Below are 23,144 nucleotides of genomic sequence, written 5' to 3'. Positions count from 1 at the left end.
TCATGTAATTGGATTATGCCTGTTTCCATCATCTCATTGGGCAGATAAACCGTGCCCGCTTGTAGAATATACGATGCATCTTTTTCCGTCAAACGGCTCATTCATCCATTGTAGAATTCAGCATTGCATCCCTTTTTCAAGAAACGCAGCATCGCAATAATTTATTGTACCACAATTGGCTTATTTTCAAAAAGCTGTCGCCTGCTCCAAATGCATATTTTTCTAAAAAAAGCCCCGCTCAGCCGCTGGATTAAACCGAGGCAGCCAATAGCGGGGTCATGTGCTTCATGTACCGTGGCATATGCAGCTAACTATGAATATGAAATAGGTTCTGCCTTGTGGATCTCATTCTACTGCTTCTGCAAGCAGGCAATGAAAAATCCGTCCGAATCCGCATCATGCGGCAGCACTTGCAGCATACCTGACGAACTGCGTGCGAGCGCAGCGCCCAGCTTCGAAGAATCTAGCGCTGACTTCCAAGAATCATCCAAGGACCATGCTTGATCACGGCTCGCCTCTTCCATAAACGTCTGTATGACATCCTCATTTTCTTCATGTTCAATCGTACAAGTGGAGTAAACCAATCTTCCGCCTGGCTTAACAAGCTTAGCCGCTTCTCGGATAAGTCGCGCTTGCAGTGCTGCTATCGCCGCTACATCAGAAGCAGTCTTCGTCCATTTCAAGTCAGGCTTGCGTCGAATGACGCCAAATCCCGTGCATGGCGCGTCCAAAAGAACGACATCGAAGGACTGTTCAGGCAATTGCTTGCTAAGCTCAGCCGCATCCATATTGATCGTTTGAATGCAAGATAACCCTAAGCGAGCTGCCTGTTCTTCTATCAGTTTCACCTTATGAGCATGAACATCATTGGAAATAAGCTCCCCGACATTGTTCATCCGTTCTGCAATATGCATTGACTTGCCCCCAGGAGCAGCGCAGCAATCCACGATGCGCATGCCTGGCTGCGGACGAACAGCTTCAACGACGAGCATCGAGCTTTCATCCTGTACAGAAAGTTTGCCTTCACGATATGCAGATGTAAAAGCAAAGTTGCCTGCCTGATGAGCAACAATACCATCTTGGCTAAGCATGGATGGTTCTGCATCGATCCCGTTTGCACGCAGCTCTTCCAATAGTTCATCACGCGTAGAGCGAACGCGATTCACTCGTCCACTTGCATGTGGAGCTGTATTGTTCGCTTCACACATGCTGCGGACTGCATCTTGGCCATAAGCTTCGATCCAGCGGGAGACGAGCCACTCTGGATGCGAATGCGTCCAAGCGATGCGCTTCACAGCATCATCTACTTGAGGAGCATTCCACAATTCAGGCTCACGCATCACGGCACGCAATACACCGTTTACGAACCCGCCCATCGCCTGCTGCCCACGACGCTTTGCAATCGCGACCGCTTCATTAACGGCGGCATGCGAAGGCACCCGGTCTAAATATTGCAGCTGATACAAACTCATGCGCAGCAAATTGCGCATCCAAGGCTTAAGCTTGTCGATCCCTTTTGCAATTTTCAATTGCAGGACACCATCAATTGTATTCAGTCGCTGAATCGTTCCATACACAAGCTCTGTCGCTAAGCCCGCATCCACGCGTTCCAATTCGGCCTCCTGCAACGCTGCGTTCAGCTGCAAATTGCTGTAAGAGCGATGCTTATCTACCATTACGAGCACATCCAGCGCTACTTCGCGTGCTGTCTTCCGCCTTGGACGAGGAGCATGATTGCCGCCTTGCTTTTGATGTTGAGGAGAAGCGCTCGCTCCCTTTTTCACTGAAGGCGAAGCTTGCTCCGAACGCTTGGATGGAGCGGCAGACGTTGAACTTGAACGTTGACGCTGTGCTCCTTGCTGAGCGCGAGTTGACTGCTGTTGACTGGAATTGCTGGAGTTACTAGAACTGCTCTTCTTCACCCAAGCACCGTCCCTGTCTCAAGCTTGCCACCGCGAACAAAGTCACGTACGGCCATCGCCTTTTTACCCGCTGGCTGCACTTCAGTCAGCCAAATCGAACCGTCACCAGTCTTTACTTCGATGCCATCTTCGGATACCGTGAGCACCGTTCCAGGCACAGCTGAGGATAAAGCTTGTCCTTGTTCTTTCAAGGAACATTTCCACACTTTAAATACTTCACCGTTCCACGTTGTAAACGCACCTGAATACGGAACAAGGCCGCGAACCTGATTGAACAAGGCACGAGCAGACTTGGACCAATCGATCAGCTCATCTTCACGCTTAAGGTTCGGTGCATAGGTTGCCAGATCATGATTTTGCACTTCTGCTGTCAACTTGCCCGCTAGCAAGTCAGGCAATGTGCGTCGAAGAAGATCTGCTCCCTCCACACTCAATTTCTCAAACATCGTACCAGCATTATCTTCATCGGTGATCGGTACTTCTACACGCGTAAGCATGTCTCCCGTATCCATACCTTCTGCCATATACATAATCGTGACGCCAGTCTTGGCTTCACCGTTTATAATCGAGCGTTGAATTGGCGCACCGCCGCGATATTCAGGCAGCAAAGAGCCATGCACATTAATACAGCCATGACGAGGAACATCAAGCACCGCTTTAGGCAAAATTTGTCCATAAGCCGCTGTCACGATAAGATCAGGCGCCAGCTTGCGAATGTCCTCTACGGTTTCAGAAGTGCGCAGCTTTTCAGGCTGCCACACTTGAATGCCATGATCCATCGCTAGCTGTTTGACCGGAGTTGGCGTCAACACGCGTTTGCGACCTACTGGACGATCAGGTTGGGTAACAACTGCTGCTACATCATATCCTTCATCCAGCAGCATTTGCAGGGATGTCACCGCGAACTGCGGCGTCCCCATAAATACGATTTTTGTCATCCCTTACTCCTTCTCTTGACGCGGAATTTCATATACACTTTCAGCGATAGATGTAAATAGCACACCGTTCAAATGATCAATTTCATGCTGGAATGCACGTGCCAAAAAGTCTGTTGCTGTTATTTCAACTGGCTTGCCGTGACGATCAAAGCCTTTTACATGGATCTTTTTGTAGCGGCGCACATCACCATTCAATCCAGGAATACTGAGGCACCCTTCAGGCCCAAGCTGTTCGCCTTCTTTTTCTACCATTTCTGGGTTAACCATTTCAATCAATCCATTATCATCACCAACATCAACAACGATAACACGCTTCAAAATACCGATCTGTGGAGCAGCGAGGCCTACACCTTCTGCATGATACATCGTATCAGCCATATCATCGAGCAACTTATGCAAGTTAGCGTTGAACTTCGTTACTTCTTTTGCTACCTCATGAAGAACCGGATCTGGTTCATGTACAATAATGCGAATTGCCATTTAAGACACCATCCTTAATCATTTGCTTTATAAAAATCATGTATAAAATCAATATATATCCTTATTCCAAAATATCATACGAAAAAGTAGTGCTTACATGGATTTACATCATCATTTGTGGATCAACATCCACGTGGAACAATACGCCTTGTTCGCGAGTCATCGACTCTAGCGTCTTCAACGCAGCTGCCACAAGCGAAGGCAAATCCACTTCCCCACGGCATTTAATCGTACATTGGAAGCGGTACTTATTTTTGATCCGAGGAATCGGTGAGGCAACAGGTCCAAATACGTCCACCGCCTGTATCGCACCGTGCAATGGCTTAAGCAATCCCCATTCCTCTGCAATCTCCTTAATGCGCAGCACTGCATTTTCCGCAGCTCGAACTAATAACGGGAGCTCTTCATGCGTCATCGTAAGCAATGCCAACCGACAAAACGGCGGTACTAGACGCGCCCTGCGCATCCGAAGCTCCTCAGATGAGAAAGCCGTATAATCATGACCAGACGCATGTACAATCGAATAATGCTCTGGCGCATAGGTTTGCACAACAACTTCACCAGGCAAATGATGCCTTCCCGCTCGACCCGCTACTTGGGTCAGCAGTTGGAACGTCTTTTCTGCTGCCCTAAAATCAGGCATGTGCAAGGCAGAATCCGCAGCGATAACACCAACAAGGGTAACATAAGGGAAATCTAGTCCTTTGGCTACCATCTGTGTACCAAGCAGGACGTCCGCACGCCGTTCGCGGAACTGCTGCAGCATTTTCTCATGCGAGCCTTTCTCTGTCGTCGTATCCACATCCATGCGAATTACCCGAATACCTGGGAAACGTCGAGCCAACTGCTCTTCAACACGCTGTGTTCCTGTCCCGAAGAAGCGAATATGCTCGCTCTCACATTCCGGACACGTTTGCGGCGAGCGCTCCGTATATCCGCAATAGTGACAGCGAAGATGTTCGGTCTTCATATGATACGTCAGTGAAATATCACATTCTGGACATTGAGCCACATACCCGCATGTACGGCACATGATAAAGGTAGAATATCCTCTTCGATTCAAGAGAAGTACCGTCTGCTCACCTTTTTCCAACCGATCTTCCAGCGCTTCTTCCAATGGGGCACTGAACATCGAGCGATTGCCAATCTTCAGCTGCTCCCTCATATCGACGACCGTAACTGGTGGCAATGGACGCCCGCCAACCCGTGTCGGCATCTCCAACAATTCAGCATCCCAAAGTGGACGCTCCAAACCTCGCGCCTGAGCATCATAGCCATGCATCTTTGCAGCGTAGTAGGTTTCCATAGATGGTGTAGCAGAACCAAGCACTACTACCGCTCCATGCTGCACAGCTCGTTCAATCGCAACATCACGCGCATGATACTTGGGCGTCTCTTCTTGCTTGTATGAAGTTTCGTGTTCTTCATCAATAATAATAAGGCCAATGCGGCGAAATGGTGCAAATATAGCGGAGCGCGCCCCGATTGCTACCGATACGCTGCCTTCACGAATTTTCCGCCATTCATCATAGCGTTCGCCTTGCGATAATCGACTGTGCAATACGGCCACTTTAGCACCGAAGCGGCCTTTGAAACGTTCCACCATTTGCGGAGTAAGCGAAATTTCAGGCACGAGCACAATAGCTTCCCGTTCCGAAGAAAGACAGCGTTCTATTGCTTGAAGATAAACTTCCGTTTTGCCGCTGCCTGTCACTCCGTGAAGCAAAAATGTCTTTGGCTTCTCCCGATCTAGCGCTTCTTGCAACTGACCATACACTTGCGCTTGTTCATCTGTCAGTGGCAGTGGTTGAGTAGGCTTAAATTGCCGTTCTTTGTACGGATCACGGAGCACTTCTCGATCCTCAATCCGAACTACCCCTTTATCTGCTAACGCCTTAACCGCAGAAGCATTCAAATCCTTCAATGGCACTTCACCGTTCATGGCAAGTAAGTGCTCCATCGTTTCTTGCTGACGCTTGGCTTTGAGTGCAGCTGTAAATGCAATTGCCTCTGCTTCAGTCAATGTTAGACAGACGCACTTCAGCTTCTTCACGCCAATTCTATCTTTAATGCGCTCGATTTCCACAAGCCATCCTGCATACAAAGAGGCGCGGATCGCCTTTGCAGCATAAGGGAACGTTTGAAGCAACTTCTCAGCTGTTATAGGCTCATGCTGCTTCACATAAGCGAGCAAACGTCGGTACATAGGCTGATGCAGCAGCTCACGGTTTAACCAACCGATTAACGTCTGTTCACCACTCCATTTGTCCAGCTCAAGTTCTTCATCACTATGCTGCCAGAGGCTGTCGTCCGTACCTGCTCTATCTACATCCCAGTCGTCAACGACAGGTTGAGTCTCCAACAGACGCAGCGCTTCCGTCCCAAGTCGAAGCGCCTTTTCCGTTCTGCCTTTTAGAGCAGCAGGAATCATCACTTGCAGAGCAGCTGTAAACGTACACACATATTGATGGCTCATCCATTCCGCCAACCTAACCAAATCAGGAGGGAGCGGTGGAACGAGATCTAGTAATTGCTGAATAGGCTTTAACTTCTTGCTGGGAATGTTCGTTCCATTTACTCGATCAATGACGATCCCTTGAATCGTGCGCGGACCGAACGGAACCCCTACTCGACTGCCGATTTCGATCCAAGGCTCCATTTCGCGTGGAATCGAATAATCGAACGGTCGATCAGTCTGTTTGCTCGGCACATCTACAATAACGCGTGCGATGTGAACCGAATCGGACGGATTAATCAATGACAAGCACCTCTTCAGGAAGCAGCTTAGCCGCCTGCGCTAGTACCCGTTTTGCCACATCTTGCTTCGCACGTACTGATACTGACTCAACAAGCCCTTGTCCATCAAAAATAAGCACCTCGTTATTGTCTGAACCGAAGCCGATATCAGAACGAGACACATCGTTGGCTACAATTAAGTCGCAGCCCTTCCGCTTTAACTTATCCTGAGCGAATTCCGCTACTTTTTCGGTTTCAGCCGCAAAGCCGACAAGCACTTGATGGTGCTTGTGCTCTCCAAGCCATGCTAATATATCCGTATTTCGCTCTAACTCAAGCACGAGCGACTCAGCTGTTTTTTTAATTTTTTGCTCAGCACGGAACTTCGGACGATAGTCAGCAACCGCTGCTGCTTTAACCACGATGTCAGTCTTATCATAGTGAGCTTGTACAGCATTCAGCATATCAGCAGCAGATTCTACTCGGATAATGTTAACGCCTTCTGGAAGCATCGTCTGAACTTGTCCTGCAATAAGGGTTACATCAGCACCCATATCACGAGCAGCCTCAGCAATTGCAATGCCCATTTTGCCAGATGCATCATTTGTTAAATAACGTACCGGATCAATGCGCTCAAGTGTTCCACCAGCTGTCACCATCACTCGGCGTCCTACTAGTAAGTTTGAATGGGTGTTCGCAATGCTAGCGCTCGCAGCCGCTGACACATTGTTCCCTTGGCTTCCTACAAGCTGAGGTGAGGATTGCAAATTAGCTCCCTCAAAGAACTGCCTCACATGCTCTATGATCAATTCTGGCTCCTCAAGACGCCCTTTCCCCGTATATCCACATGCAAGCGGTCCTTCAGCCGGTTCAATGAAATGGACGCCACGCTGACGCAGAAGCTCCATGTTGTGCTGGACGGCAGGATGCGCATACATGTGCACGTTCATAGCAGGTGCCACCATCACAGGTGCGGTAGTAGCTAGCAATGTTGTTGATAACATATCATCCGCTAAGCCATACGCCATTTTTGCTAGTATGTTAGCTGTAGCAGGTGCGATCAAGAACAAGTCGGCACGATCCGCCAAATGGATATGTGACACAACAGCTGGGTCACGTTCATCAAACGTATCCGTATAGACCGGATTGCGAGATAATGTCTGCAAAGTCAACTCGGGAATGAACTTCGTCGCACTGTCTGTCATTATGACATGCACGCTTGCCCCAGCCTGAGTAAGCTTACTGCATAGCGTTGCCGCTTTATAAGCAGCAATTCCACCTGTTATACCGAGCACAATCGTTTTTCCATGTAGCATCATGTCCCCCGCCTTTCTAAACATGCTGATGAAAAAAATAACAACCTTCGGTTCAAAACGCCAACGGACGGACGTCATTCACCAACGGGTTGTTCATGGATAAGTAGCCGCTTGAGCAAACAAGTTACTCAGACAGCCATCTTGCTTATATACAAGACGAGAGCATCGACTTTGAACCATTAAGATTCAGCATACGATGCTCTTCTGCATTAGAATTGATTTTGACGTTCTTGTTCGATGTGAATCTGTTCACCATAAATCTCTTCAAGCGCAACCCCAACGTATTTGTGGGATTTGGCTTGAGTCAATACTGTACGGCTGCCCTCGCGCAATTGACGAGCACGTCTCGACGCTGCCACCACGAGCGAATATTTGCTATCAGCTTTTCTTACTAGTTCATCAATAGATGGATAAAGCATGCTTTGCACCCCTCTTATCGTAATAAACATATGACAAGGTGCACTGAGACAGTGCACCTTACACAATCGTTGTATCCCTTAATTCTCAATCTTACAGTGTTCGGCAATAATGATGCTTTCTATTCGCTTGCAAGCCAGATCGATTTCATCATTAACGACCGCATAATCATAATGCTCCATTAATGCGATCTCCTCAACAGCAACGTTCATACGATGATCGATAACGACTTCGTTCTCCGTGCCGCGCCCGCGAATTCGATCTTTGAGTTCTTCCAAAGAAGGAGGAAGCAAGAAAATAAAAATACCCTCTGGGAACTTTTCTTTTACTTTCAATGCACCTTGAACTTCAATCTCCAAGATGATGTCCTTACCAGCCGCTAGCGTTTCTTCCACGAAAGCACGTGGTGTTCCGTAGTAGTTGCCTACATATTCAGCATGTTCAAGCAACTGATCGTTCTCCATCATACTGCGGAACTCTTCATGAGACTTGAAAAAATAATTAACGCCATCCACTTCTCCAAGACGTGGTTGACGTGTCGTAGCGGATACTGAGTATGTTACATTTTGCACTTTTTTCATTAGTGCTTTGCATACCGTGCCTTTGCCTACGCCTGAGGGACCAGACAGTACAATTAGTAAACCCTTTTTCATAATCGTCTCCATCTTTTATTCGTCGTTGTCGTCATCCTTCGTTGATAAACGATGGGCAACCGTTTCCGGTTGAACCGCGGACAAAATAACGTGATCACTATCTGTAATAATAACCGCTCGAGTACGGCGGCCATATGTTGCATCAATTAGCATATGTCTATCTCGTGCTTCTTGAATAATACGCTTAATCGGAGCCGATTCGGGACTCACGATTGAAATGATGCGGTTCGCGGATACGATATTCCCGAAACCGATATTAATCAGTTTAATTGCCATGATAGGTCCTCCCTCATATACGAACGCTACATACTCTATTCGATATTCGCTGCTTGCTCTCGAATTTTCTCTAATTCGGCTTTCATATCGACAACTCGATTGACCAATTCCAGATGATTAGCCTTCGAACCGATTGTATTCGTTTCGCGATTCATTTCCTGTACAAGAAAGTCTAACTTACGACCAATCGGCTCTCCACTGGACAACAGCTGTCGGAATTGAGTGAAATGACTCTTCAAGCGTGTCAGTTCTTCATCGATGTTGGAGCGCTCTGCGAACATAGCCACTTCCATACCGAATCTGGATTCGTCAAACGCAGCAGACTTATCGAGCAATTGCTCAAGCCGTTGCTTAAGCTTGTTCCGATACTCCTCTACAACGCTTGGCGCCCATTGGATCATCTCCGTATGTAAACTTTCAAGTCGGGACAACCTTTCCAATGTATCATCAGCAAGATGACGGCCTTCAATCTCACGCATCCGGCATAAGCCGTTCAACGCTTCGGTGAAGCCGTCTTCTAGAACAGCAATCAATTGTTCATCAGACCATGTCGCCTTCTCACGAACGTTCATAACATCAGGAAGACGAAGCAAATCATTTACAAGCAGCGAACCTTCCAACCCATAGCGCTGTTTCAGTTGCTCACCGGCCTGCACATAGGCTTCGACAACACCCATATTGCATTCCGCTTCATAGGCAGATTCGCTCGTACGTTCCTTATTCACAAATACGTCAATGCGACCGCGACTGACGTGCTGTGCAACAAGACGTCGCAAATGATCTTCGATCCCTGCCCATTCGCGAGGCATACGAAGCACGATATCGCTATATCGGTGATTGACGGATTTCATCTCAATATTGATTTTATAGCCGCCTAATTCTCTGGCGGCCTGACCATAGCCCGTCATACTATAAACCATGGGAACCACATCCATTATCCTATTGTAATTGATTACGTCTAACGAGACAAGAGGTTAGCAGGGCGTTCCGCTTTTTCCCATACGTAAGATGTAAGCTCTGCTGTCATCTCATAAAACATGAATGGAGTGATCAAATAAATACCATTGAAATGCTTCATAGCCTCATCAAGCAAATCACGTGCAATATTGACACCTACTGCTCGCCCAACTTCACCTTCCAGACCCGCCATACGAGAGCGAACCTCATCAGACAATAATATGCCCGGCACCTCATTATGCAAATACTCAGCGTTGCGTCCACTTGCCAGCGGCATTATGCCCACGAAAATAGGAATCGAAATCGATTTTGTTAATGCTGCCATTCGTTCTATTAACAACGGATCATAAATGGGCTGCGTCATTATATAATCTGCACCCGCTTCAACTTTGCGATACAATCGCTCTACCGCCTTTTCCAAATGCTTCACATTCGGATTAAAAGCTGCGCCCACAACAAAATTCGCTTTTTGCTTCAATGGGCGTCCTGAAAAGGCAACACCATCATTCAACTGTTTAATCATACGAATAATTTCAAAAGAAGTTAAGTCATAGACTGAGCTGGAATCCGGCAAATCTCCAAATCGAGCAGGATCACCAGTTACGGCAAGCACATGATCCATCTCTAATGCATCTAATCCCATCATGTGAGATTGCGTTCCAATTAAGTTGCGGTCACGGCATGCAATATGAACAAGCGGTCGTACACCTACTTGCTCCTTAATTAAATAGCCAAGAGCCAGATTGCTCATCCGAGTAACCGCTAGCGAATTATCTGCCAACGTTACGGCATCAGCTCCCGCTCGTTTTAGCTCCGCTGCACCGCGCATGAATTTAGCAATATCCAAGTCACGCGGCGGATCGAGTTCAACGATAACCGTATGCCTTTCTTTTGCCAGATCAACAATAGTAGGCTGCTTGTTCCAATCCTTATGGGAAGACGAAGAAGCACCAATAGGTTCTTCTGTTCCAACCGAAATATGGAGCTTAGCCGCATTTTCTTTAATTGCTAGTGATGGGAGTTCTTTAACGGCTTGAAGTGCGCTTACGATAGCACGAATATGCTCTGGTGTCGTACCACAGCATCCTCCGACGAGGCGAGCACCCTTATTAGCAAACTCTACTGCGCTTTGCGCCATGTACTCCGCTGTGGCAACAAAGTTATAACGGCCATCCACGTAATCAGGCAACCCTGCATTTGGGAAAGCAGACAAAGGCAGTCCTACCATGCTTTCTACGGACTCTATCGCTCTTAGTAGACCGTTAGGACCCATACGACAATTGAACCCAACGACATCCGCGCCATCTTCACGCAAAATGCGAAATGCTTCAGGCAGTACGAAGCCATCTTTCGTGCGCTCCGAATCTTCTACTGCAAATTGACAAATAATAGGCACATCATGATCAATTTGACGGGCAATTTTGAAAGCAAGACGCATTTCCTCCAGATCATAGAACGTCTCGAACATAATGGCGTCAACGCCTGCTTCAATAAGTGCGGACAATTGTTCTTCATAATCCCGGACAACTTGCTCGGTAGAAATATTTTCACGCTTACCAGCACGAATAGAGCCTAATGCGCCTGCCACGAAAGCTTTACCTTGTGCAGCTTCACGAGCCAAACGCACACCCTCGCGGTTCATTTCCTTCACAAGATGCTCCATACCATGTTTAGCAAGTTTCTCACGATTCGCTGTAAAGGTATTGGTCTCAAGCAAAGTAGCTCCAGCTTCTACATATTCACGGTGAATGCCCAGGATGATATCTGGGTCACTAATGTTCATTGCTTCATATGACTTACCTACTGGATAGCCCAATTGATACAAATACGTACCCATTGCTCCGTCTCCGACTATCAATTGGTTCTGAATGGCCTGTCTGAACTTCTCATACTGACTAGTAGTCATTCCTCTACACCCCAATCTCCCATGATGCGGCCGTTCTTTTTCGTATAAAGCCCAATATCCATGCACACGAAGTAAGGTAACAGCCTAAAGCTTGCCAGATGAACAAAAGACGCTCCGCTGGAGCGCCATGAACTACAAGTGACTTACCTAGATACGGTTCTGTGATCATAAGAGTGAGAAGATTCCATACGAGGAATCTTCTCTATCGTTTGCTTCTATTTACACGTCAACACGTCGTTAATAGAGACGGTTCATTACTTCAACCAAGTACCATCATATACCATTTCGGATGGTCCTGTCATGTATACATGTCCATCTTCTTCATTCCACTCGATAAATAATTCTCCACCTGCTAGCGAAACCGTTGCCGCACGGTCCGTTTTCCCATTGAGCACACTTGCAACAAGTGTGGCACAAGCGCCTGTACCGCAAGCAAGTGTTGGTCCTGCACCACGTTCCCAAACACGCATATCGGTATAGTCACGAGAGCGGATCGATACAAATTCAACGTTAGTCTTGCGAGGGAATAAAGGATGAACTTCTAACTTCGGTCCCCAAATGTTGAAATCAAATGCCGTTGCATCATCAACATAAATGACACAGTGTGGGTTGCCCATAGATACCGCTGTAAAATGGAATGTCGTACCTTCTACTTCGATTGGGTGATTGACTACTATATCTTGATCAATCGTCGTAGGCACTTGCAGCCCTTGAAGAATAGGCTTGCCCATATCAACGCGGACTGTGTTCACAACTCCATCCACTTTATTCAACTGCACGCGCTGCACACCTGCTCCCAGCGTCTCGATCGTTAGCTCATCACCTGAAACATAGCCGCGGTCTGATACGTATTTCGCAACACAACGAATTGCATTACCGCATTGCTCTGCCTCAGAGCCATCTGAGTTTATAATACGCATCATAAAGTCTGCCTGTGTGGACGGTAAAATATATACTAAGCCATCTGCACCGATCCCAAAGTAACGATTACATGTTGCAATAGCTAGTTCAGCTGCGTTGGCTGGCAATTGTTGTTCACCAAATACGATAACAAAGTCATTACCTAGTCCGTTCATTTTCGTAAATTGCATCTACTTCCACTCCTCTAAATCAAAACTTGCTACTAGAATAACGTAAAAGGAGGGGAAAGTATATTCACCAACTGCAAAAATGTTTGCACTATACTGCCTTTTTTATGGATCTAAGTTGCGTCCGATTCCGCTTGTGAGAAGACTTTCGACCTGAAATAATCGACCCAAAGCCAAGTAAAAACGTTGGAATTCCTGCCATTACCAATGTAATCGTCCAGTCACGCAGTGATAACGGCACTGTTTTGAAAATAGGCTGCAACGCCTCGACATACAGTACAGCAAGCAGCAATACGACCGAAGAAAGTACAGCTAGCACAAGATATTTATTCTGGAATAGATTACGGTGAAAAATAGACCGAGAGCTGCGGCAGTCGAACACATGAATAAGCTGAGCCATAACAAGCGTTGCAAATGCTACTGATTGAGCATGTACTAACTGCTGGCTGCTGTTATCAGCCTTCAACGTTAGCCAGAATGCCGCCAATGTGCATATCCCAATGAGGAAGCCGCGGCTTATAATTTTCCAACCTAGTCTTCTGCCAAATATATTTTCCTTCGCACCACGCGGACGCTGCTCCATGAGATCTTTCTCCGCTTGATCGACACCCAGCGCCATAGCAGGTAGGCCGTCAGTCACTAAGTTGACCCAAAGAATTTGTATCGGAACGAGCGGCAGCGGAAGACCCGCCATCATCGCAAAGAACATCACGAGAATTTCACCCACATTGGAAGCCAGCAAATAACGTATAAATTTACGGATATTTTCATAGATGCCTCGGCCTTCTTCTATCGCTGCCACAATCGTAGCAAAGTTATCATCGCTCAAAATAAGTGATGACGCTTCCTTGGTGACGTCGGTTCCCGTAATCCCCATCGCAATGCCAATATCTGCTGCCTTAATCGCCGGAGCATCATTAACCCCATCCCCTGTCATCGCTACAACATGACCTTTACGCTGAAGAGATTTGACGATCCTTAGTTTATGTTCAGGCGAGACACGGGCGTATACGTAGATTTGATCGACTACCTTATCCAATTCTTCGTCCGTCCATTGCGACAGCTGTACACCGCTGACAGACATCCCACCGCGTGGAACAATACCAAGCTGACCCGCAATCGCTTCTGCAGTAAGCTGGTGGTCCCCCGTAATCATGACGGTTTTAATACCGGCACGCCGACATTTATGAATGGCTTCGCGTACTTCTTTGCGCGGGGGATCAATGAGCCCGCCCAATCCAACAAATATAAGCTGATTCTCAACCCGTTCATCTTGTATATCCTCAAATGGCTTCAGCTCGCGATAAGCAACTCCCAGAACACGAAGCGCTTGCTTAGCCATTTCTGCATTGGCTGCAATTGCTCGCTGCTTCAACGTATGAGTAAATGGCACAACTTTTCCTTCCCATAACACATAAGAACAGCGCTCCATTAGCACATCTGGCGCCCCTTTTGTGTAGAGAAGCCTGCCGCCCTGATGATCAACAATGACGGACATCCGCTTACGGTCAGAATCAAACGGAATTTCTTGCGTTCGATTGTACATTCCTTTTAAGTTCGTTGATGTCATTCCTAATTTAGCAGCAAGCACGAGGAGAGCACCTTCTGTAGGATCCCCTTTAATCGCCCACGTGCTAGAAGGATCCATAACCACTCCTCGCTTTGATCCCCTCATGCCTTTTCTGGAGCCAACATCTTGCTGCTCCTCTAGAATCGCATTGTTACACAGCGCGCTAATTTGCACAAAGCGGCGCAGCCCCTGCTCCTGTTTCAATTCAACAGGTCTGCCAGCAGCTGTTACCTGCCCAACCGGCTCATAGCCTTCACCGCTTACATCCATATGCGAGCCGCCGATCCACAGTTTCGTCACGGTCATCTTGTTCTGCGTCAACGTACCTGTCTTATCGGAGCAAATAACCGATGCACAGCCAAGTGTCTCCACGGATGGAAGCTTGCGAACGATTGCCTTGCGCTTAATCATGCGCTGTACACCAAGAGCAAGTGCAATGGTCACAATAGCAGGGAGCCCTTCTGGTATAGCAGCAACCGCCAAACTGACGCCGGCCAAGAACATGCCTAGCGCAGGCTGTCCATGCAAAATACCTGCAACGACGACCATAACCGTCAATGCAAGAGCTACGCCGATCAGTATTTTCCCGAGCTGTTCCAGGCGATGCTGCAATGGTGTCTCCATTTCCTCGGTACTTTGGATCAAATGAGCGATCTTGCCCATTTCCGTATTCATGCCTGTCCGAGTAACCAAGGCTTTCCCCGTACCTCGCGTAACCATGGTTCCCATAAACCCAATATTGCGGCGATCACCAAGCGGCAAATCATCCCCAGCAATCGCTCCACAGTGCTTGTTAACAGGAACAGATTCACCTGTTAGCGCAGACTCTTCTGTATAACAACTGTTCGTCTCCAACCAACGAACATCTGCTGGAATACGATCTCCACTTTCCAGCAGCACAATGTCTCCTGGAACAAGTTCTTTGGCAGAAATTTGCGCGAACTTACCATTCCGAATTACTTTGGCGGACGGTGCGGACAATTGCTTAAGCACACGCAGCGAACGCTCCGCACGGAACTCCTGTACAAAGCCCAAAATGCCGTTAATTAAAATAATGGCTATAATTGTGACCGCATCTAAATATTCACCGAGCAAGCCTGAAACTAACGTAGCGCCAGCAAGTACAAGTACCATGAAATCTTTAAACTGATTCAAAAATAAAGCAATAGGCGACACGGTCTTGCCTTCTGATAATTCATTGTGGCCTGCTTGCTCTCGTCGTAAAGTGATTCCTTCCTCCGACAATCCGCTTTCAGCGTGGACGTCCAGCTCAGCTAGCAGCTCATTGACCGACATCTGGTGCCACTTATTATGATCCATGCCTTGATCTCCTTTCACCCGTTAGGCTGTCGCTTCTCCGACTCATAAACTGTGATCGGACGAGCGAGTCATCATGACACCAATGTATTCAGTACAACCCTAAAATATCCCACCCACTGAAATGCCTCTTAAGTTTTGGTGGAAAATATGGCATCATAGAAGTAGCATCGTAACGAGATAGGAGAACCCATTATGGCATTAGACGGAATCGTAACACGCGCCCTTGTCCATGAATTAACACAAGCAACGAGCGCTCGGATCAATAAAATACATCAGCCAACAGAGCACGAAATCATTTTTCACCTTCGTGTAAAAGGCCAAAACAAAAAACTGCTCTTATCTGCGAATCCAACTTATCCGCGCATTCACTATACGGAGCAGACTCACAGCAATCCAGCAGAACCACCAATGTTCTGCATGCTCATGCGCAAACATTGCGAAGGCGGCTTTATTGAACGGGTCGAGCAGATAGGAATGGAACGAGTCGTTCATATCGTCGTTCGACAACGAGATGAGCTCGGAGATGAATCAGTAAAAGTCATCATTATCGAGCTGATGGGACGACACAGCAATATTATTTTGATCGACCCTGCATCTAATCAGATCATTGATGGCATTCATCATCTTACACCTGCCATTAACAGCTATCGGATCGTTATGCCTGGCTTCCAATACACTGCTCCACCAGAGCAGCACAAGCATAATCCATTAGAAGTAGACAAGCCGACTTTTCTCGCTTCATGGGAGCAGGCGGTAGCTGCAACTGCTGACGGACAAGAACCACTGAAAGCATCTTCTTGGCTCGTACAGCATATGTCCGGCATCAGCCCGCGTATTGCTGAAGAGTGGGCATATCGCTCTAACTTGGCCGCGTTGACGGAGAATAGTGACACTGAGCAGGCTTGGACAGCGTTTGATAGTATCGTCCAGCAGTTGCGGAACCATCAGTACAAACCGCAAGTAATTGAAGCTGAAAGCGGCCGCACGTTCTTCTCGGCGCTTCCTCTTACACATTTGGATGGCGAGGTTAAACTATACGAAGAAATGAGCATATGCATGGAAGCGTTCTATGGCGATAAGGCTGTCCGCGATATGGTCAAACAGCGCGTAGGCGACCTAGCCCGCTTCTTGCAACAAGAACGAAATAAAAATGAAAAGAAAATAGCAAAGCTTCAAGAAACACTACAAGACGCGAACGATGCTGATCGTTATCGCATTATGGGTGAGCTGCTGTTCGCTTCTTTGCATCAGTTGAAGCGAGGCGACAGAGAAATAGAACTGATGAATTTCTATGATGAAAATGGTGCAATGATAAACATTCCATTGGATCCACTGTTGAACCCTTCTGACAATGCACAACGTTATTTCAAACGCTATAACAAGATGAAGAACAGCATCCTAGTCGTAGAGCAGCAAATACAAGAGGCTGGAGAAGAGAATCGTTACTATGATACTCTCTTGCAGCAATTGCAAGATGCAAATATTCAAGACGCGCAAGAAATTCGCGAAGAACTTGTAGAGCAAGGCTTACTGCGCGATCGTTCCAAGCGCTCGAAGCGCAAGCGCAAAGACAATCGCCCTACCGTGTATACGTATACGTCTTCTGAAGGCATTACGATTCACGTAGGTAAAAACAATATCCAAAATGAATATGTCACCAATCGTTTAGCTCATCCAAACGACACTTGGCTGCATACGAAGGATATTCCAGGATCTCATGTCGTTATTCGCAGCGAGCAATTTAACGATGTCACGCTAGAAGAGGCTGCTCAACTAGCTGCGTATTTCAGCCAAGCGAAGAATTCTAGCCTAGTCCCAGTAGACTACACACTGATTCGTCATGTTCGTAAGCCGAACGGATCGAAGCCAGGTTTCGTCATTTATGAGCGGCAGAAGACCCTATTCATCACACCTGATGCAGATCGAATTGCGAAGCTTCCGCTGCATGTGAAACAAAGCAACAACTAGCACTGGAACAGTGACATGCTGGAGCAATTATTGGTTAATAAGCTGGCTAAAAACCTGCAAAGTTGCAAGTTGAAACCGTGCAAAATTGGATGCGCTGCAAAAACGGCAATAAAAAGGTGCCCTACAAGAGAAAATCTTGCCTGGGCACCTTTTCGTTTATAAATTCATTTACAATTTACTTAAAATTGATGCACTTTTGTCCAAAGCACTATTGTTTCCTATCTAAGTGGAATATTTATTTACGTCCATCAGCAATTACACGCAAAGATTCCACAATTCCCATATCTATTCGGCGGCTGCCAAGCGCTCCATGGAATACTTTTCCTTGTCGAGCACCATGGAAATCGGACCCTGCTGTTTTCAACAAACCATGCGTATCGGCCATTTCGATATAGCGGTTTACATCAGCATCTGTATGATCAGAGTGCCATACTTCAATCCCATCTGGTTGAATCTCTCGCACGATACGATCAACCAACCCATCATCGCCATATAAGCCAGGGTGTGCCAATACGACTGCTCCCCCTGCTTCACGTATCCACTTCGCTGCCGTAAGCGGAGTTATGCGTGGGGGATTGACGTAGGCCAACCCTTCTTTGCCCAAATATCGGTCAAACGCCTCTTTCATATTCGCTACTACACCTCGACGTACTAGCGCATCGGCCATGTGTGGACGGCCAACCGTTTCTCCTTCTTGCAGTGGATTTGGCAGCTCAGCTATTACCTCTTCCATCGTCAACGGAATACCAAGCTCGGTTAATCTAGCAACCATCATTTCATTGCGTACGTCGCGTGTTTGACGTAATTCGAGCAAATGATCGATAAAGGACTTATCTTCTGGATTTACATAATAGCCTAGCACATGAATATCTATGCCTTGCTCCACCGTGCTTATTTCAACACCGGGAATAAGGTGGATACCAATTCGCTCCGCTTCTAAGGATGCCTCTCCAAGACCAGCCGTTGTATCATGATCGGTAATCGCAATCGCATCGAGTCCCGCTTCCTTTGCTAGCCTTATATTTTCCAATGGGCGACATACACCGTCGGAAGCAGTAGTATGAGTATGCAGATCGGCCCCGCCGTTGCGGTGCGGAACACCAATTCGTTCAAACTGTTGTTCAACCATTTCTATCACTTCCATCTATTCTTATTCATCAATCGGTTGGCGCCAGTACTTCCGGAATAATGCTCTGCTGACGCAAATACGTTAGGAATGCCATTGCTGGCCAAGCAAGCATGCTATCCTTCAGTTGAATGGCATAGAACTTGCGTTTAAAAGATATGCCATCGATCGGAATTGCCGCTACTAAGCCTAAGGAACACTCATGTCGCACAGCAGATTTGGACATAATCGTGACACCAAGCCCACTTTCTACCGCTGACTTAACAGCACCTGTGCTGCCCAGTTCCATTACAATACGAAGCGACGAGTTGCTATGCCCATGATCTCGAAGTACATTCTCCATTACTTGCCTCGTACCCGAACCTTTCTCTCTCAATATGAAAGCACAAGTCAATGCCTCTTCTAGAGCTACTGATGCCCTTCCAATAAATGAATGACCCTTCGGTACGACAAGAAATAACTCATCCTCCATAACCTCTTCTGTTATCATATCAGGGTCATTCACTGGCGCTTCAACTAAACCCAGATGAAGCTGATGCTGTCGAATACCTTCAACAATTTGTGTCGTATTCATGACCCCCATACTGATCGTCATCTCAGGATGAGAAGTTATAAAGGTCCCAAGCAAAGGAGGGATAACGTACTCTCCTATTGTCAAACTCGCCCCTAGCTGCAATTTGCCATGAAGCTGCTTCGTAAAGAGTGACATCGCTTCCTCTGTGGCTTGTACGAGATTAATCGCCTGTTTCGCAAATGGAATCAGCGTTCTTCCAGCGTCAGAAAGCTGCAGCTTCTTAGTAGAGCGATGAAATAGCTTCGTTCCAAAATAGTCTTCTACACTTTGAATTTGCATCGTCACGGCGGGCTGAGTCATATGAAGTGCTTGCGCAGCTGCCGAGAAACTACTCTTCGCAGCTACTGTGTAAAAAATATGTAACTGATGGAAACTAACTGCCATCGAATCCGCCACCTTCTAATCACATTGGTTTCCATTATATCACACTGTGCCTTCAAAACAGTCTACCCATACCAAAAAGTCGCATTCCAAGGAATGCGACTTCAACAATCATGAGAGTCGTTGCTGCACCGATAAGAGATGCATATAGGTATCACATAATGATACAGTCGAAGAACTTATCCGAGAGAACCTGAATTGCGAAACATTCATTTCTTCTCATCGATGCTTGCGACTGTTCTTCACTAATGTCATACGCCTTGAATGACGTAACCAAGAGTAATATGACTTCAAATCACGAAGTTCAATAGTTTGTGACATGCGTCCCAAATAGGTTACAACTACCATCTTCGTCATTGGCGTTCCTGACAAATCCAGATCTCGTTCAGACTCAACCAGTTCTGCAACCATCACGATATCATCATCGATCAAGTAAACATCCTCTTCTTGGCGGTAATACGAGGTAATCCGGTTCGTCTTCAAACAGTCCCACATAAACGAAGCAATAGCTTCCACATCCTGCGTCTCTGACGCAATACGGTCATTCCATCGACTACGTGCGTGATTCGTTATAATGATGTCTGAAATCTTCTTATCGCCGAGCAAGACATAGAACGGTTCATACGTACTCCAGCGTTCCATTACTTTGTCTTTCACCGGATACCACTCTCCACCACATAGGTCTTTATGTCTATGTATATTTACCCGTTATATTACAGGAAGTGTAAGTCGATCACAAGTTCAAATCCATCATTTATGGGTGTTTTTAGAAAATCTTTAACTTAAATGATCAAATTAAGACACATATAAAAATGGAAACCGCTTTCGCACGTAGCGAAAACGATTTCCATTAAATTAACGTTAGATCTAGAAAACAATGTAATCTTAGTTGAATTGTGGTGGTTACTCTTACTTTGCTTACATGCCGTAAAAACGAGTTTTTTCTTCGAACTCATTGCTGTACTCGGTCTTAATCTCGTTGCGATAAGAACGCTCAATCTTCTTCACATAGTTCAATCGCTTCAAATTTTTAACCGTATCTTCCGCACGATCTGCGTTAACATACAGTACTGCATAGTGCATTTTACGCGAAATGTAGTGTAGAGAACCGTATTTCTCCAGATTACGAGCTGCTTTTACATCGCTCACCCATATAATATAGCCTGTACGTTGTGGAAACATATTTTCCCCCGCTTTCCATCGTAACTTCAGCTGTTTCCTTACTAAGCACCGCTACTTCGATTATCTAAAGGCGATACCCTGTCCACTGCTATATATCTAGCCACAGCTCGAGCAGCCGCCGCTGCATCCTCCACCAGAACAACCGCCAGTTGGCTGAAGCGCGTTGCTTGGTACCTTGATCGATTCAGATACAGAATGAGCAATAACTTTAGAAAGTTCATACAGCATCTCATCAAGCTGCTCTTCCGCACGTTTGAACTGTTGAACTTCCTCTATCTCGTCAAGCTTCTGCTCAATAGCAAATACCGCATCTCTTGCAGAATGGTAATCAGGGTGAAAATGACCGAAACGCTCTGTTTCCTCGAACAAATCTTTCTTGCGAAGAAATTCACGTTTTAGCTGCTTAACTTCTTCATGTTGCTCCATTCGCTGTTTCCAAGTTAAATAACTCGTTAATTCAGCAGAATGCTTAATCATATCCCCCAGTTCATAAGCTTCCGTTAACAAAACAGCCGTATCTGCTTGGCCGCCCTGTTCGGGATACTCCGATTGTGACACATGTATATGTGGCATGACTATCACGCTCAATTCTTGTTATACTTGATGCTGTGTCTTCCTTACAACCACTCTGGAACGAGGAGACGAACACCTTCCCATTGATTCGGCATCAGCGACTTACATACTAATCTGGAATCTTCATTGATATGCGCTTCAAGAGCGTAATCCATATCAACCTGTCCAATCAGCCGGATCGGGACGACTCGAAGGAGTTTGCCATTCTCTTTAATTTGCAAGGCTAGCTTCAAACGGATCGCAGTCTCCACGATTTCCTTCATTGTCGAGGCATGGTAAGTGCGTACTTCTTTCGTCCACATGAGAGGTAGTCCAATGTAAGACGACAGCCATGACTCATCTCGACGATAAGCCATATCCATTTCATAATACTGCAATGAACTGGGACTGTAAACTATTCCATTCATTGTCGATATATTCTGGAAGTGCTTCGCTGATTGATCACTTGCTATTACACTAGCCTTAAGCGGCTCATCTTCCGAACCATGACGATCTACAGATACACCTTCAACATCATCATTTCTCCAGTTTTTGAGCAGCGGCAAACCGATTTGCTCCATAATCATTCTTATTTGTTCCACTTGATCACGAGCAACAACAAATGCATTAGGGCCAATCTTACTAAGCTTTCCTTGGAGTTTTCCCTGTTCACACTCTTGCTGGATAAGAAGCGCTGCCGATTCATCTTCACAGCGAAGCAACACCACTTCACTGAACCACGCTCGTCCATATTGTTCATTCCATCGTTCCCATGCATCGATAATATTTTCCGGAATGCCAGTTAGTGCATACTGCTCTAAGAACTCCTGCTGTTGTTTACGAGTACGACCAGCATCTATCGCTGCCTGAAAGGAGTCCCTTGTCAATCTATACATGTGCATCCCACTGGAAGACATATGCTCTGCAATTTGCTCCAACTTCCATCGAATAAACAAAGGACAATCTGGAGGAGCGATGATTTCAAAATCAGGCTGAACGAAAAATCCACGGCCATCTTCTGTTTGTTCGTCCACATCACCCTCACTGCTTATCAGCCATTTGTACCAAATTGAACCATCAGATGTGGCGCGAAGTTCACACCAGCCAAAATTGTGAAGAGCATGTAACCAAGCCTTCATCGTTTGGAACTGTGACTGTTCCGCATCAAGCCAGCCGCTTTCTTGCAACTGCTGCACAACCGAAGCTGCTTGTACCCACTGTTCTGGTCGACCAGCAGCACTTAAGGCATAGAATAGATGCTTCGTCTCGACATTCGCTACTGTGTAGTGCTGGCCAACAAGCAGCCATATCGCTTCATTCCACTTTTCAATTGGCTGCTGAAGCCAAGCATATAATTCATCTGTCTGTATAGAGAAAGACTGAGTATCTTTGCGAATCAATCCTAAGCGCATAGCAAGATCAAGACTGATCGCTAGCTTAGGCGATAAAGCTTCCGCAAATGCATAGCTGATCCTGCATACACCCAGCGCTTCATTAGTCATTTGAAGTTGAGATTCAAGGCGCTGTATCGTTCGTTTATGAAGCGTTCCCTTTGCCGTTACTGGCAATCCTTCGTTAGCCGTAAATACAAGTAGACGGAATAAATCGTTAATGACACCTGTTCCTAGTTCTGAGTTGGAAAAAGCATCTATATGCAGCTCATCAGCTGATTCGCTAGGAGCCGTTTCCATGGCATATTGAAGAACCTTTACATATACGTCAACAGGCACTACATATAAACGTTCTCCCCACGCTTTACGAAATACGGCTAACAATCCAGCT

At 46.5% G+C, this 23,144-nt stretch carries 19 protein-coding genes; 1 reads left to right on the top strand and 18 read right to left on the bottom strand.

All coding sequences use genetic code 11. From position 1 onward, the window contains the following. Positions 1-350 precede the first annotated feature (350 nt). The 12 genes from rsmB to NQ117_RS16195 form a co-directional block, all read right to left on the bottom strand. Complete coding sequence (gene rsmB / locus NQ117_RS16250; protein ID WP_375163092.1) at positions 351-1,676, bottom strand: 16S rRNA (cytosine(967)-C(5))-methyltransferase RsmB; 1,326 nt, start codon at positions 1,674-1,676, stop codon at positions 351-353. Positions 1,677-1,918: 242 nt separating this feature from the next. Then, a complete protein-coding gene (fmt, locus tag NQ117_RS16245) occupies positions 1,919-2,860 on the bottom strand; it encodes a methionyl-tRNA formyltransferase (protein WP_258279084.1) in 942 nt (313 codons plus the stop codon). 3 nt (positions 2,861-2,863) lie between these two features. After that, positions 2,864-3,340, bottom strand: coding sequence for a peptide deformylase (gene def / locus NQ117_RS16240; RefSeq protein ID WP_258279083.1), 477 nt, complete (start codon positions 3,338-3,340; stop codon positions 2,864-2,866). 103 nt (positions 3,341-3,443) lie between these two features. Further along, positions 3,444-6,098, bottom strand: coding sequence for a primosomal protein N' (gene priA / locus NQ117_RS16235; protein WP_258279082.1), 2,655 nt, complete (start codon positions 6,096-6,098; stop codon positions 3,444-3,446). Beyond that, positions 6,091-7,392 (bottom strand): bifunctional phosphopantothenoylcysteine decarboxylase/phosphopantothenate--cysteine ligase CoaBC, encoded by a 1,302-nt coding sequence (gene coaBC / locus NQ117_RS16230; RefSeq protein WP_258279428.1) that lies wholly within the window; start codon positions 7,390-7,392, stop codon positions 6,091-6,093. The genes priA and coaBC overlap by 8 nt, the downstream gene beginning before the upstream one ends. A 209-nt stretch (positions 7,393-7,601) precedes the next feature. Beyond that, positions 7,602-7,811: a DNA-directed RNA polymerase subunit omega gene (gene rpoZ, locus NQ117_RS16225; RefSeq protein ID WP_258279081.1), complete on the bottom strand. Its 210-nt coding sequence runs from the start codon at positions 7,809-7,811 to the stop codon at positions 7,602-7,604. Between the two features lie 78 nt (positions 7,812-7,889). Then, the gene (gene gmk / locus NQ117_RS16220; protein WP_258279080.1) at positions 7,890-8,462 is read right to left on the bottom strand and encodes a guanylate kinase; all 573 of its coding nucleotides are present in this window, start codon (positions 8,460-8,462) and stop codon (positions 7,890-7,892) included. Between the two features lie 15 nt (positions 8,463-8,477). Then, on the bottom strand, positions 8,478-8,738 hold the full coding sequence (gene remA, locus NQ117_RS16215) for an extracellular matrix/biofilm regulator RemA (RefSeq protein ID WP_005548256.1): 261 nt from the start codon (positions 8,736-8,738) through the stop codon (positions 8,478-8,480). Positions 8,739-8,773: 35 nt separating this feature from the next. Next, positions 8,774-9,658 carry a YicC/YloC family endoribonuclease gene (locus NQ117_RS16210; RefSeq protein WP_258279079.1) on the bottom strand — a complete coding sequence of 295 codons (885 nt, stop codon included), beginning with the start codon at positions 9,656-9,658 and terminating at the stop codon, positions 8,774-8,776. 38 nt (positions 9,659-9,696) lie between these two features. After that, complete coding sequence (locus tag NQ117_RS16205; protein WP_258279078.1) at positions 9,697-11,601, bottom strand: bifunctional homocysteine S-methyltransferase/methylenetetrahydrofolate reductase; 1,905 nt, start codon at positions 11,599-11,601, stop codon at positions 9,697-9,699. A gap of 254 nt (positions 11,602-11,855) precedes the next feature. Beyond that, positions 11,856-12,692, bottom strand: a complete 837-nt coding sequence (dapF, locus tag NQ117_RS16200; protein ID WP_258279077.1) for a diaminopimelate epimerase — start codon at positions 12,690-12,692, stop codon at positions 11,856-11,858. 88 nt (positions 12,693-12,780) lie between these two features. After that, entirely contained in the window at positions 12,781-15,579 is a 2,799-nt protein-coding gene (locus NQ117_RS16195; protein WP_258279076.1) for a calcium-translocating P-type ATPase, SERCA-type, read from the bottom strand. A gap of 192 nt (positions 15,580-15,771) precedes the next feature. Here NQ117_RS16195 and NQ117_RS16190 point away from each other — a divergent pair, with 192 nt between their 5' ends. Further along, positions 15,772-17,547, top strand: a complete 1,776-nt coding sequence (locus NQ117_RS16190) for an Rqc2 family fibronectin-binding protein (RefSeq protein WP_258279075.1) — start codon at positions 15,772-15,774, stop codon at positions 17,545-17,547. 235 nt (positions 17,548-17,782) lie between these two features. Here NQ117_RS16190 and NQ117_RS16185 read toward each other — a convergent pair whose 3' ends face one another. From NQ117_RS16185 to NQ117_RS16160, 6 genes are all read right to left on the bottom strand, one after another. Next, positions 17,783-18,676, bottom strand: a complete 894-nt coding sequence (locus NQ117_RS16185; protein ID WP_258279074.1) for a PHP domain-containing protein — start codon at positions 18,674-18,676, stop codon at positions 17,783-17,785. A gap of 28 nt (positions 18,677-18,704) precedes the next feature. After that, positions 18,705-19,631 (bottom strand): LysR family transcriptional regulator, encoded by a 927-nt coding sequence (locus tag NQ117_RS16180; protein WP_258279073.1) that lies wholly within the window; start codon positions 19,629-19,631, stop codon positions 18,705-18,707. Between the two features lie 216 nt (positions 19,632-19,847). After that, the gene (locus NQ117_RS16175) at positions 19,848-20,285 is read right to left on the bottom strand and encodes a hypothetical protein (RefSeq protein WP_258279072.1); all 438 of its coding nucleotides are present in this window, start codon (positions 20,283-20,285) and stop codon (positions 19,848-19,850) included. A gap of 261 nt (positions 20,286-20,546) precedes the next feature. Further along, the gene (locus NQ117_RS16170; RefSeq protein WP_144991283.1) at positions 20,547-20,810 is read right to left on the bottom strand and encodes a YlbG family protein; all 264 of its coding nucleotides are present in this window, start codon (positions 20,808-20,810) and stop codon (positions 20,547-20,549) included. A gap of 96 nt (positions 20,811-20,906) precedes the next feature. Next, complete coding sequence (locus NQ117_RS16165; RefSeq protein ID WP_258279071.1) at positions 20,907-21,383, bottom strand: YlbF/YmcA family competence regulator; 477 nt, start codon at positions 21,381-21,383, stop codon at positions 20,907-20,909. Positions 21,384-21,427: 44 nt separating this feature from the next. Then, positions 21,428-23,144, bottom strand: a 1,717-nt coding sequence (locus NQ117_RS16160; protein WP_258279070.1) for a helicase-associated domain-containing protein, incomplete at its 5' end; no start/stop codon positions are given.

The sequence above is a fragment of the Paenibacillus sp. SC116 genome (assembly GCF_024733555.1).
GTDB lineage: Bacteria > Bacillota > Bacilli > Paenibacillales > Paenibacillaceae > Paenibacillus_B.
The sequence above is the reverse complement of the archived record's forward strand: the minus strand, read 5'-3'. Positions and strand labels throughout refer to the sequence as shown.

Excerpts from the sequence above, each read along its gene's own strand:
- rpoZ (WP_258279081.1), bottom strand. The coding sequence starts at position 7,811 with ATGCTTTATCCATCTATTGATGAACTAGTAAGAAAAGCTGATAGCAAA.
- NQ117_RS16190 (WP_258279075.1), top strand. The coding sequence starts at position 15,772 with ATGGCATTAGACGGAATCGTAACACGCGCCCTTGTCCATGAATTAACA.
- NQ117_RS16165 (WP_258279071.1), bottom strand. The coding sequence starts at position 21,383 with ATGCCACATATACATGTGTCACAATCGGAGTATCCCGAACAGGGCGGC.
- NQ117_RS16170 (WP_144991283.1), bottom strand. The coding sequence starts at position 20,810 with ATGTTTCCACAACGTACAGGCTATATTATATGGGTGAGCGATGTAAAA.
- NQ117_RS16195 (WP_258279076.1), bottom strand. The coding sequence starts at position 15,579 with ATGGATCATAATAAGTGGCACCAGATGTCGGTCAATGAGCTGCTAGCT.
- fmt (WP_258279084.1), bottom strand. The coding sequence starts at position 2,860 with ATGACAAAAATCGTATTTATGGGGACGCCGCAGTTCGCGGTGACATCC.
- gmk (WP_258279080.1), bottom strand. The coding sequence starts at position 8,462 with ATGAAAAAGGGTTTACTAATTGTACTGTCTGGTCCCTCAGGCGTAGGC.
- coaBC (WP_258279428.1), bottom strand. The coding sequence starts at position 7,392 with ATGCTACATGGAAAAACGATTGTGCTCGGTATAACAGGTGGAATTGCT.
- def (WP_258279083.1), bottom strand. The coding sequence starts at position 3,340 with ATGGCAATTCGCATTATTGTACATGAACCAGATCCGGTTCTTCATGAG.
- NQ117_RS16205 (WP_258279078.1), bottom strand. The coding sequence starts at position 11,601 with ATGACTACTAGTCAGTATGAGAAGTTCAGACAGGCCATTCAGAACCAA.
- NQ117_RS16180 (WP_258279073.1), bottom strand. The coding sequence starts at position 19,631 with ATGGCAGTTAGTTTCCATCAGTTACATATTTTTTACACAGTAGCTGCG.
- NQ117_RS16185 (WP_258279074.1), bottom strand. The coding sequence starts at position 18,676 with ATGGTTGAACAACAGTTTGAACGAATTGGTGTTCCGCACCGCAACGGC.
- NQ117_RS16210 (WP_258279079.1), bottom strand. The coding sequence starts at position 9,658 with ATGGTTTATAGTATGACGGGCTATGGTCAGGCCGCCAGAGAATTAGGC.
- dapF (WP_258279077.1), bottom strand. The coding sequence starts at position 12,692 with ATGCAATTTACGAAAATGAACGGACTAGGTAATGACTTTGTTATCGTA.
- remA (WP_005548256.1), bottom strand. The coding sequence starts at position 8,738 with ATGGCAATTAAACTGATTAATATCGGTTTCGGGAATATCGTATCCGCG.
- rsmB (WP_375163092.1), bottom strand. The coding sequence starts at position 1,676 with ATGGTAGATAAGCATCGCTCTTACAGCAATTTGCAGCTGAACGCAGCG.